Genomic DNA, 12,692 nt, shown 5'->3' on the forward strand with positions numbered 1-12,692 from the left:
GTATCCCAGCGCAGTACCTGTGTAGCCAGAAACGTTACAATCACAACCGGATGCGCTAATGTATTTTATGATGTTAAAACGAGGATTAAGTATAAGTAGAGTAGCAATGTTGCTTACAGCAATAGGGTTATTCGCCTGCACCACCGTAGCTGCCCAGAATAAACCCAACTTTATTACCCTGAATACCAAAAATGGCCTTTCTTCCAATACAGTGAATACGATCCTGCAGGATCATAACGGGTTGGTGTGGTTTGGGACTAATGACGGACTGAATAAATTTGACGGCACCAATTTTACGGTATATACCAGTAAAAGTGGCGACAGTACGAGTATTCCTTCTAACAACATCTCTGCACTTTTAGAAGATCGCAACGGGAGGCTTTGGATTGGTACAAATGGAGGAGGGCTGGCTTTTTATGACGCTAAACACAATACATTTAAATCGTTTGTTGGCGAAGGGATCCCGAACCGTAACCTTCCGTTTAATGTATTAACCCTTTACGAAGATAAAAGCGGGAATATTTGGGTAGGTACATTTGGCGGGTACCGTGTGATCAATACCAAAACTTTTAAGGTAAGGAATGTCGGCATCAACCAATTAATGGGCAACGGATCCAGCGTGCTTTCTTTTCTCCAGGGGAGCGGCAACAAATTGTATATCGGTACCAACATGGGGCTGCTGGCACTTAACCTGACCAATGGTGCCACCGAAAAGTTTACCCATAATCCTGCAGATAAGTCAAGTCTCAGCAATAATTTCATCAAAACTATTGTACAGGATGAAAAGGGTCGTATCTTTTTTGGAACGTATAACGGGCTAAACCTGTTACTGCCTGATGGCAAACATTTCAAATCATTTTTACAACCGAACGATAGGCTGTTCTCTGACGATATTATTTATTCGGCAAGGTTACAAAAAGGAGGTAAGTTATGGCTGGGTACAGAAGATGGCGTGTCCATTTTTGATACCTATACCGAGGTTTTTACAACAATCCGGCCTAATAAGCGGGAATCCTTTGGCCTCAGCCATAAGTCGGTAAGAAGTATTTGCATGGCTAATAACGGGATTATCTGGCTGGGTACCTACCAGGGAGGGGTAAATAAGTTCGATCCGAATTTAGCGCTCTTTAATCTCAAACGAAGCAGCCCGTTTGATCCGAAAGGACTTTCATCACCCATTGTCACTTCTTTTGCTGAATTCTCAAAAAGGAAAATCTTCGTGGGCACGGATGGAGGAGGCTTACATGTTTTCGATCGCGAAAATGGAATATTCGAGCAAATTGATATCAAAAGTAAAATTGATTTTTCCCGGAATCCGTTAGCCATACTTGCGCTGACATTTGATTCGCACGGTACACTATGGGTGGGCACTTATCAACATGGTTTGTTTGCTTATAATCCGGTAACCAAAACTTACAGGCAATTTCTGGCTGGCCCTATGGCTACTGACCTTAGCCAAAACGAAATTTTTGCCATTAAAGAAGATAGCAGGGGTTTGATATGGATCGGTACAAATGGAACCGGTGTTGATGTATTTGATTATAAAACCAATTCGTTTACACGGTATGGCACTTATTCCAAAGCGCCTATGATGCTACCCAGTAATGGTTTTATCCGTGCTATCGTAGAAGATCCCGATGGTAATATGTGGCTGGCATCCAGTGGAACCGGCATAGCAGTATTTCAACGGGACAAAGGGAAATTTATCACCTACCGTAAGGCAAATGGCGGTCTTTCTAATGATGTGGTTTTGAGTTTGTTATGTGATAGTAAAGGTAATATATGGGCCGGTACAGATGGTGCCGGACTTGATTTTTTTAACCGAAGTACAGGAAAATTTACCAATTTTAACGAAACAAATGGCTTGTCGAATGCCATTGTGTATAAAATACTCGAAGGCAGGGACGGACTAATCTGGTTCAGCACCGATAACGGCATCAGTTGCCTTAATCCGGAAACGAAAAAGATAAAAAACTTTGGTCGTCCGAACGGGATGCAGGATAGTCCTTTTATATTGGGTTCGGGCATCGGTACTTCGGGAGGTGAGCTTTATTTTGGGGGGCAAGATGGTTTCAACTATTTTAATCCGCTCGAATTGCCTTCCAATAATGTGGTTCCAAACGTGCTGCTTACCGAGTTAAAGGTAGCCAATTCCGTTGTAATGCCTGGCGAAAAATCACCTATTAAAGAGCAGATTAGCTTTGCCAAAGAAATTAAACTGAGCTACGGACAAAATTTCTCCATTAGTTATGTAGCGCTGAATTACACTGCACCGCAACAAAACCACTATTCTTACCGCCTGGTTGGTTTAGACCGGGATTGGAATGAAGTAGGGAAAGAGAAGACAGCATATTACACAAATTTAGATCCCGGAGATTACATTTTTCAGGTAAGGGCTAGTAATAACGACGGCGTGTGGAGTAATAAAATCACATCCATTGCTATCCATATACAACCACCCCTGTGGAGAACCACTTACGCTTATGTTTTTTATGTAGTGCTGGCCGGTTCAATCCTGTTTGCGATCAGGAGAAGGGGAATTCAGCGCATTAAAAAGCAACTTGCCCTGGAGCAGGCACAAATAAATGCAGAAGAAAAAGTGCTGCAACAGCGAAGAGATGCGGAACGGGCTCACGCACTGGATATACAAAAGATTAAGTTTCTTACCAATTTAAGCCATGAGTTTAGAACACCGATTTCGTTAATCCTGGCACCGGTTGATAAGCTGTTGGCGGTTAAACAGGAGCCTGCAGTGGCTGGCCAGGTAAAAATGATCAGAAGAAATGCCAGAAGACTGTTGAACCTGGTCAATCAGCTGCTCGATTTTAGAAAAATGGAAGAACAGGAGCTGAAGTTAAACCTGAAAGAGGCTGATCTTGTTGGTTTTATCAGCGAAGCTGCCGAAGCATTCCAGGATCTTTCCGAACGCAAGAAAATCTCACTTCACATCAACAGCGACATTAAAAAACTGAAAGCCCCCTTCGATCAGGATAAAATGGAAAGGATCATTTTCAATCTGCTTTCCAACGCATTTAAATTTACAAAAGAAGGTGGGGAAGTATGCCTGAACATGTACCTCGGAGCTGCTGCCGATCAGGTTAAACCTGTATTTTTTATCGAAGTTTCAGATACGGGGATAGGTATAGCCGATCACAATAAAGATAAAGTGTTCGATCGCTTTTTTATGGATAACAATGTAAGTGCTATCTTAAATCAGGGCAGTGGCATTGGGTTATCGATTGTTAAAGAATTTGTAGAATTGCACGGTGGGCAAATTAACGTAGAAAGCGAAGCTGGAAAGGGAACGACGTTTCTGGTTTCGCTGCCCGTAGAGGTGGCAGATGATGTTGAAATTGATGGTGAGGCTTACAATTTGATTGACGAACAAACTGATGAATCTGCTGCCGAAACTTCACCTGCCGATCTTAAAATGGCCACCATTCTTTTGGTTGAAGATAATGAGGAATTCAGGTTTTACCTGAAAGATAGCTTACAACCGTTTTACCAGATTATAGAAGCGGCAGATGGCAAAGAAGGATGGCAAAAAACACTTTCGGCACATCCTCAGCTGGTGGTTACCGATATCAGCATGCCCGAAATGAACGGTATTGAGTTAAGCCAGAAAATCAAGGCCGATAAAAGAACAAGTCATATCCCGGTTATTCTTTTAACTGCTATCAGCGGCGAAGATGACCAGATTAAAGGCCTGAAATCGGGTGCCAATGATTACCTGACCAAACCTTTTAATTTTGGTATTCTGCAGGCAAAAATTGAAAATTTATTGCTGTTTAACCGCTCTGTTAAAAATGCCTACTCTAAACAGGTGAAGGTACAGGCCAAAGAACTCGAAATTGAATCGAGCGAGGTTAAGCTGTTAAATAAAATTGTACAGTATATTGATGAAAAGCTGAATAATCCGGAGCTTTCTGTTGAAGAACTGAGCAGGCATGTTGGCATGAGCCGGGGCTCCCTCTATCATAAACTGCTTGAAATTACCGGCTTAACGCCTATAGAGTACATTAGGTCAGTAAAACTGGAAAGGGCAGTAGAGTTGCTCGAAAAAAGCGATTATAACGTAGCCCAGATTGCCTATATGACCGGTTTTGGCACGCCAAGTTATTTTTCGAAGCTTTTTAAAGCCCAGTTTAATATGCTGCCGTCTGAATATATCCATCTAAAACGAAAGGATAAACGCGAAACTTTAAAAGCGGTGTGATAATTTTCTTTAAAAATTGGTTATATTTTTCAGGGTTGCAGCGCATCATTAATTTATATTTTAAGAATGAGTGCCAAATTGGCTCAGCAATTCAGTCGGAGCATAGCCAAAGTGTTTTTTAAATGCATATGAAAAGTGCGAAAGGTTCTCAAAGCCTGTTTCGTAACAGACATCAATGGGGCGTTTGTGCTTTTGCGTAAACTGGTAATGTGCCAGTTCGAGCCGTTTTTGCGTGAGCCAGCGTTGTGGTGTGGTATTGAATACTTTACTGAAATCTCTTTTAAAAGTAGTGAGGCTTCTGCCGGTCAGGTAGCCGAATTTTTCGAGGGGAAGGTTAAACATAAAGTTCTTTTCCATATAACCCGCCAGATCGATTTTACCCGGTTCTTCAAAATTAGCCAGTATGTTATCTATACTTTTATCGATTGCCCTCAGTATACTAATGGCTTCCGTAATTTTTAACGAGGCAATGTGCTCCGGCAGTTCTTTGATATCAAAATAAGGAATCAGCGAAGACAGGCAGCTTTCCAATAAAGGGTGATTGCTGAAATGATAGATTTTCGGCAATGCTGAGGTTTTGGAAACACCATCCAGATTTGCATAAAACTCCATTAAGCGCGCTGTCGAAAGGTGCATTACAACAGTCTTGTGCGGTTTCCCATCTTTGGGATAATTGATAATGGTGGCCAGCTGGTTTCTAGGGATCAGGAAAATATCACCCTCCTTAAAAATATAAGTGGCATTTGCCTGGACGATTTTTGTTTCGCCCGAAATGAACCAAATCAGCATGTGGTGTTCAAACAGGATATCCGATTTGAAAAACTTATCCTCGTAACAGGAAAGCTTGATGTCGTCTGTGATGTATTTCGCTTCGTACTGCATGGTTTCTTCTTGTTTTTTTCGTAAGGAAAAGATTATGGTAAAAGTAAAAAATATTAATTAATCTGCTTTGTTTAAACGTCCGGTTTAACTTTTACAGAACGATAGTACACTTACTGCCTACTACCGTTCTTTTAAGGCTGTTCGCAGTCAGCCCATCATATTGATTGTCCGCCATCGATTAGGAAATTAGTTCCTGTGATAAAGGCGGCTGCATCATTGCACAGGTAGGCAATTAAAGCTGCTACCTCATCGGCCTTTCCAAACCTTGCAAGTGGAATACTGCTTAGCATTTGCTGTTCAAGAGTATCATTTAATCCCATTTTGTCTATGATCGCAGTAGCAACCGGACCTGGACTTACCGCATTTACGCGGATTTTTCGGGGGGCGAGCTCAAGGGCCGCTATTTTCATCACCGCATTCATCGCTGCTTTACTCGCTGCATATACAGAAGCCGTTGGCGGTGAAATCGTAGCAGAGGTAGACGACAGGAATACCACCGAAGCCCCATCGTTCAGGTTAGGGATGAACCTGCTTAGGGTAAAATAAGCCCCCTTAAAATTTACATCCATAATTTCATCAAATACCTGCTCGGAGGTCGATTCTATTGCTGCTGTTTTTGTTATCCCCGCATTAATGAGTAAAATGTCAACTTTCCCAAATTGTGCTGAAATTTCTGCTACCAGTTTGTTTATATCAGCTAAACTGGACTGATCGGCAATCATTCCGGTAACATTTAATGCTGATGCGGCCTTTTCAACCGCTTCCTTCCTTCTGCCGGTTATGATCACATTGGCTCCGTTTTGTTGTAGAACTTTTGCCGTAGCATAGCCGATACCGCTGTTACCACCTGTAACAATGGCGATTTTACCTTTTAACGTGTTCATCTCTCTTTCAATTAAATAGTTGAAAAAGATATACCGCTGATTTCTTCACTCCATTCCCACAAGCGTTTGGCATCAGCTTCATCCAGCGAATAAGGTTTTACCCCAGCAGATAATTCGTTGTCGGATGCCAGCGGGGCCACATCTGCATCCTCACAATATACACCACCAATGGAGTTCAGTAATGGCGTAGTGGCACACCAAACGGTAGTGGCAGCACCCTGCGGTACGGTTTTAAGCGAAGCCAATACCTCCGGAAACATATTGCCCTGTTCATCTGCAAAACCCATTTTTACAAATAACTCCAGGGGTGCTTCACGCCCAAGTTCCGTTCCGCCTATGGAGCCGGGGTGCAGGCTGTATGCCCGTACATTGAATGCTTTACCCCGATCGTCTAACTCGAGTGCGAATAAATTACTGGCCGTTTTGGATTGACCATAGGCCTGCAAGGTTTCGTATTCTCGGTTCTGAAAATTGGGATCATTAAAATTAAAGGTTCCAAACTGATGGCCTTGTGAAGATACATTGATTACCCTGGCACCATTCGCTTGTTTGAGTGCCGGCCACAGCCCTGCTGTTAATTGAAATTGTGCCAGATAGTTAGTGGCCAGTTGCGATTCGATCCCACGGCTGTCGTAGCGAAGCGGCACCCACATAATGCCGGCATTATTAATCAACAGGTGAAGCGGCCTGCCTGATTCCAAAAATTTTTGGGCAAAGGCATCAATGGAAGCCGGATCCATCAGGTCCATCGGTTCTATCTCAACAAGCGGAATCCCCTCCAGGTTACGTTTTGCTTTTTCGACGTCTCTTGCCGGTACGATAACCGTTGCTCCGGCATTTGCCAATGTTTTAGTTGTTTCCAGGCCGATACCGGTATTGCCACCGGTTACAATGGCAATTTTCCCTTTTAGCTTAATGCCTTTAATGACATCTGCTGCTGTTGATTTTGCATTGAAGCCCGAACCGATTGGTTGTTGTAGTGCTCCCTGATAATTATTCTGTTTCATCTTTTTAAATTTTATTTGTTATTGATGAAACAAAGATAGATAGCCTATCAACGCCTGACTTTGTTTAAACGTCCGAAGTTACTTTGTTTAAAAGGCCATAAAAGCAGGGAGCCGATCTGATGGTTTTAATGTTTTAGGATTATCTTCAAAAAAACGGCCGGCCCGATAAGTTTATACAACATAACCCCACGGGCAGAGCACCTGTGGGGCTATGTTAAGTAATGACATTATTTGTCAGTTTCTTCCGGTAAAAATTAAATAAATCTTTACTTAGCCGTAAATGACCAAAAATCGATGTTCACCTCAGGCTTATCTGCTCCTTTAATTGTCAGGAAAAGATCTTGCTTCCCCGTTGCACCCTCAACTTTGCAGCTCACTTCTTTCCAATCTTGTGCCTGACCGGTGTTAGGTACCACCAGGGTTCCTATTAATTTTCCGGTGGGGCTGCCTAAGCGGAGTTCAATTTTATTGTCCTTACCGATACTGGCAACAGCGGCCGAAAACTTTTTTGCTCCTTTACCAAAATCAACACCTTTAACTTTAATCCAATCGCCGTTTTTAACATTGGTTACATTTAAGCCGCCTTTGCTGCAGGCTTCAGTTTTAACCCCTTGTTGATCGTTCATGGTTTCGGCTTCTACCCGGGTGTATGGATTTAATCCCTGTACCTGTGGCACGCCGTCAGCGGTATAGGTTACCTGTTCAATGCTGCCGTCTGGCTTGTAATTGAGTAGCTCAACGGCAAGATTTCGCTTAAACTCGGTTGGAATTCCTAATTTATAGGCTACCGCCCTGTTGTGATAGGCGTGGTACCACTGGCCCTTAAACTCGAAAATGCCCTGGTGGTTGTTGTTGTTATTGTGTGGTGGCTGTGCGGCAACAATTCCTCCGTATGTAAAGCCGGTAGTTGGACTTTTACTCATTAAATAATCGATGCGCATCTGGGCCTTTGGATTGGTAGAATAGGAGAAATAATAAATTCCGTTGCGCTTATGCATCCATGAAGCTTCAAAAAACGCCGGTGCAGTAATCGATACCGCCGGACCATCTACACTGACCATATCACGGTTAAGTTTGATTACACGGACATTGCTATCGCCATTGCCGCCAAAATACATATAAGCCTGCCCGTCATCATCAATAAAGGTCATCGGGTCGAAGAGCCACATATTGGGTGCAGGAAGCACACCCGGGGTTTGTGTTTCCACTAATTTTTTTCCGATCGGATCTTTAAAAGGACCTATCGGACTGTTAGAAGTTGCCACACCGATACCATTGCCGCCATTTCCGAAATATAGAAAAATCTTGCCATCCCGGGCAATTACCGACGGAGCCCAGGTTCGGCCAGCCCAGGCCACATCCCGTGGTGCTTCGAATACCACCCCATGGTCTGTCCAGTTTTTCATATCGCTGCTGGAAACACAAACAATCGATTTCATTTTATAGCCACTGTTTTTATCATAGCTGTTTTCGTCATCGTTGGAAGCATAAAGATATATCCTGCCATTGTAAACAAGTGTACCGGGGTCGGCCAAATGACGGTATCCGACGATAACCTCATCAGCAAAACTGCTTTGGGCAGTTATTAAAATAAGGAGAAAAATGCAGGAGGCAAAAATGGATTTAATTCTCATAAAAGTAAATTAGGTTAGTTTTAATTATGTTGCTAAAGTATCAAGATCAACGCCGCCCAACTAGTTTATTTCATCAATTTTACTAGTACATTTGGTTATTTTGGCACTTTTCTGTAACAGAATTGATTGATTTAAGAACATTCGTCATATAGATTTGAACAAAATAGATTGTTGATCTACATAATTTCTGAATAGTTTTGAGTAAACGATATAACCTAACCAATTTAAATTGACTGTTGCCCGCCTGTTATGAAGAATTTTAAACGATTTACATTTTTACCCCTTCTTTTGCTCATTGCAGTTTGTGCTAAAGCGCAGCTGGCAACCAATCCGGTCATTTTTGCTGATGTACCTGATCTTTCGATGATCAGGGTGGGTAAAGTATATTACATGAGCAGCACCACCATGCACATGAATCCGGGTGTGCCCATCATGAAATCGACCGATCTGGTGAACTGGAAAATTGTTAATTACGCTTATAATACCCTCGGAAATGCCGATGAATTAACTTTGTCGAACGGAAAGTGGGATTACGGCAGAGGCTCGTGGGCCAGTAGCCTCCGTTTCCATAACGGGATGTATTATGTGAGTACCTTTTCTGGTACCACCGGTAAAACCTATATTTACAGCACCAAAGACATCGAAAAGGGGCCTTGGAAAGCAGTCTCCTTTAGGCCTTCGTTACATGATCATTCTTTGTTTTTTGACGATGATGGAAAGGCCTATATGGTATACGGTGCCGGAAAAATTATGCTGGTGGAATTAAACAGCGATTTATCGGGGATAAAGCCGGGATTCAAACCTGTAAGCATTATTGAAAACGCCAGTCTTCCGGCCGGTATAGGCCCCGGATTACCTGCCGAAGGATCGCAACTATTTAAAATTAAGGGCAAATATTACCTTTTCAATATCACCTGGCCACGAAATGGGATGCGTACCGTGGTGGTACATCGCTCCGATAAACTTACCGGTCCTTATGAAGGCCAGGTGGCCCTCAAAGACAATGGTGTTGCACAAGGCGGTTTAATCAGTACACCGGAAGGCAAATGGTTTTCTTATCTTTTCAGGGATTTTGGAGCTGTTGGCCGTATCCCTTACCTGGTTCCGGTGAGCTGGCAAGATGGGTGGCCGGTATTAGGCATTAATGGTAAAGTTCCTCAAACACTCGAACTTCCGGCTAGCAAGGGCTTAATTCCTGGCCTTGTGGCGTCTGATGAGTTCGATCGTAAAAAGGGCAGTCTGCCATTGCCATTGGTGTGGCAATGGAACCATAATCCCGATCATGCGCACTGGTCGGTAACCGAACGTAAAGGGTTTTTGCGTATCACTACTTCAAGGTTAGATACAAATATTTTGCTGGCGCGTAATATTTTAACCCAACGCACCATCGGACCCAAATCAACGGCTATTACTTCCATTGATGTTTCCAACATGAAAAGCGGAGATCAGGCCGGATTGATGTTGCTTCAGCGTCAATTCGGTTGGGTTGGTGTTAAACATAGCGGAGCTAAGAAAACAGTTGTAATGGTGAGCGCGCAAAAGGGCACTGTGACCGGCGATGATGTTCCTTCCGGACAGCACACCATCTACCTTAAAGCAAGTTGCGATTTTGAGCACCGAACAGATAAAGGTTATTTTTTCTACAGTTTTGATGGCAAAACCTGGAAACCAATAGGGGAGCCACTGCAAATGGCCTACACGTTACCGCATTTTATGGGTTATCGTTTTGCTCTATTTAATTATGCAACCGAAAATACTGGAGGATATGTTGATTTTGATTATTTCAGGATCGAAGCAAAATAACCTGATTTTCTGCCTGCAGGAATTTTAAAACACAGGCTGGAAAATCATGAATATTAACAACTAAAAACTATATAATATGAAAAAAACGTTTTTGTCGCTATGTACATTGTGCCTGGCTTTTGGGATAGCAAGTGCGCAAACCGGCCAGGCTCCTGCCGGGTTTGATGAGTCAAATCCGGCAATTGCCCATGGTAAATTAGACACCATCACCTATCAATCGAAAACGGTTGGAGTAAAAAGACGGGCTGTAGTTTACCTGCCTCCAAACTATTCAAAACTTAAAAAATACCCGGTATTATATCTATTGCATGGTATAGGCGGCGATGAGTTTGAGTGGTTAAACCAAGGACATCCCGAACGCATTCTCGATAATCTTTATGCGCAAAAAAAGGTAAAAGAGATGATTGTGGTTTTGCCAAACGGAAGGGCAATGGCTGATGACCGTTCTTCTGGAAACATCATGGCGCCGGATAAAGTAGCCGCTTTCGCTACATTTGAACGCGACCTGTTAGACGATCTGATCCCCTATATCGAACAGAAATATCCTGCAAAAAACACCCGTGAAAACAGGGCTATTGCCGGACTATCAATGGGAGGTGGACAATCGTTAAATTTTGGATTGGGAAATTTAGATAAGTTTGCCTGGATAGGTGGGTTTTCATCGGCACCCAATACCAAAATGCCTGATCAGTTGTTGCCTAAACCAGATACAGCGAAAGATAAGATTAAACTGCTTTGGATTTCGTGTGGCGATGAAGACGGACTTTTAAAGATCAGCGAACGTACCCGCGATTATATGGTAGAAAATAAAGTACCCCATATTTTCTACAAAGAACCGGGAAAACATGATTTCAAGGTTTGGAAAAACGACCTCTACCAATTTTCCCAACTGGTATTTGCCAACAAGTAATGGCTATTTACCGGTGGAAATTTAAAACCTCATTTAAATTTCCACCGGTAAGCATGTTTCAGATTGCTATTTAAGGTGAGTTTTGGACCTTAATTTCATCATTGCGAAATGAAGAAGGCGGGGCGCAGGAGTGAAGCACCCTTTTTGATGATAAATTACATGATAGATTGCTTCGGTTCGCTCATCGCCTCGTAATGACGAAGTATGTTGTAACAAACTGGTAATCAAACATCAATATTCAAAAATCACGTTATTTAACAAAGGGATCAATCATTTCGATTGTACCATCAGCCTTGTGCTTCAATTCGGTTACTTTCACGTTTCTAAGGTGTGTTTTGCCCGAAAGTTGGGTGTCATGATAAAAGATATACCATTTGCCATTAATTTCTAAGATAGAATGGTGGGTGGTCCAACCCTGAACAGGCTTCATAAAAGTACCTTCGTAAACAAATGGCCCATAGGGTTTATCACCAATCGCGTAAGCCAGGTAATGGGTATCGCCGGTTGAATAGGTGAAATAATATTTGCCATTAAATTTGTGCATCCAGCCTCCTTCGAAGAAACGCCTGTCGTGGTCTTTGGTGAGCAAAGGCTTTCCTTGTTTATCTACAAGCTGAACATCTTTTACTTCGCCATCAAATGATAACATGTCGCTACTCAATTTGGCTACTTTAGCGCTCAAAGCGGGCTCATTTTCTTTTTGTGAATCGGTTTTAGACCCGTTTTTATCATATGCTCCATTATTCCAGCGCTGCAACTGCCCGCCCCAAATACCGCCAAAATACATGTAGCTGGCTCCATCGGTATCGGTAAATACTGCCGGATCAATACTGAAACTTCCTTTAATAGGCGTTGGTTCGGCCTTAAAAGGTCCTGCCGGATTTTTTGACGTTGCAACCCCTATCCTAAATACACCTGATTTATCTTTAACCGGGAAATAAAGGTAATAGGTGCCGTTTTTAAAAGCCGCATCCGGTGCCCAGAGCTGTCTGCCTGCCCATGGAATGTCTCCGATACTTAATGCCACACCATGATCGGTAACCTTGCCATTAATGCTGTCCATACTTAAAATGTGATAGTCTCTCATGTCAAAATGGTCGCCATTGTCATTTTCTTTGGTTTCGGTTTCGATATCGTGCGATGGGTAAATGTAAATTTTTCCATTGAACAGGTGTGCAGAAGGATCGGCAGTGTAAATGTTGGAAATAATGGGCTGCGAAAGGTAGCCGGTTTTTTTATCCGCATTTGTAGTTTTACTTTCTGTTTTCTGGTTTGCCTGCTGACAAGCGCCGGCAAAAGCCATTCCGGTTACAGCGGTAAAAAGGATTAGTTTTCTTAATTCGTTCATATATTTTA

General features: G+C 42.7%; 8 protein-coding genes. 3 read left to right on the forward strand and 5 right to left on the reverse strand.

Annotated elements, in window-relative coordinates; translation table 11 throughout:
- Nucleotides 1–106: 106 nt before the first annotated feature.
- A complete protein-coding gene (locus GGQ60_RS10440; protein ID WP_183763362.1) occupies nt 107–4,216 on the forward strand; it encodes a hybrid sensor histidine kinase/response regulator transcription factor in 4,110 nt (1,369 codons plus the stop codon).
- Nucleotides 4,217–4,276: 60 nt separating this feature from the next.
- Here GGQ60_RS10440 and GGQ60_RS10445 read toward each other — a convergent pair whose 3' ends face one another.
- From GGQ60_RS10445 to GGQ60_RS10460, 4 genes are all read right to left on the reverse strand, one after another.
- Nucleotides 4,277–5,098 carry an AraC family transcriptional regulator gene (locus GGQ60_RS10445; RefSeq protein ID WP_183763364.1) on the reverse strand — a complete coding sequence of 274 codons (822 nt, stop codon included), beginning with the start codon at nt 5,096–5,098 and terminating at the stop codon, nt 4,277–4,279.
- A 155-nt stretch (nt 5,099–5,253) separates the two neighbouring features.
- On the reverse strand, nt 5,254–5,982 hold the full coding sequence (locus tag GGQ60_RS10450) for an SDR family NAD(P)-dependent oxidoreductase (protein WP_183763367.1): 729 nt from the start codon (nt 5,980–5,982) through the stop codon (nt 5,254–5,256).
- An 11-nt stretch (nt 5,983–5,993) separates the two neighbouring features.
- Nucleotides 5,994–6,989 carry an SDR family NAD(P)-dependent oxidoreductase gene (locus GGQ60_RS10455; protein WP_183763370.1) on the reverse strand — a complete coding sequence of 332 codons (996 nt, stop codon included), beginning with the start codon at nt 6,987–6,989 and terminating at the stop codon, nt 5,994–5,996.
- A gap of 266 nt (nt 6,990–7,255) precedes the next feature.
- Entirely contained in the window at nt 7,256–8,623 is a 1,368-nt protein-coding gene (locus GGQ60_RS10460) for a glycoside hydrolase family 43 protein (RefSeq protein WP_183763374.1), read from the reverse strand.
- A 249-nt stretch (nt 8,624–8,872) separates the two neighbouring features.
- Between GGQ60_RS10460 and GGQ60_RS10465 the strand changes: the two genes are divergently transcribed.
- Together GGQ60_RS10465 and GGQ60_RS10470 are read left to right on the forward strand one after the other, a co-directional pair.
- A complete protein-coding gene (locus GGQ60_RS10465; RefSeq protein WP_183763377.1) occupies nt 8,873–10,426 on the forward strand; it encodes a glycoside hydrolase family 43 protein in 1,554 nt (517 codons plus the stop codon).
- 76 nt (nt 10,427–10,502) lie between these two features.
- On the forward strand, nt 10,503–11,336 hold the full coding sequence (locus GGQ60_RS10470; RefSeq protein ID WP_183763380.1) for an alpha/beta hydrolase: 834 nt from the start codon (nt 10,503–10,505) through the stop codon (nt 11,334–11,336).
- 250 nt (nt 11,337–11,586) lie between these two features.
- Here the strand turns inward: GGQ60_RS10470 and GGQ60_RS10475 are convergent, their stop codons facing one another.
- Entirely contained in the window at nt 11,587–12,684 is a 1,098-nt protein-coding gene (locus GGQ60_RS10475; protein ID WP_183763383.1) for a glycoside hydrolase family 43 protein, read from the reverse strand.
- Between the last annotated feature and the right edge of the window lie 8 nt (nt 12,685–12,692).

This window comes from Pedobacter zeae (assembly GCF_014196715.1).
Lineage (GTDB): Bacteria > Bacteroidota > Bacteroidia > Sphingobacteriales > Sphingobacteriaceae > Pedobacter > Pedobacter zeae.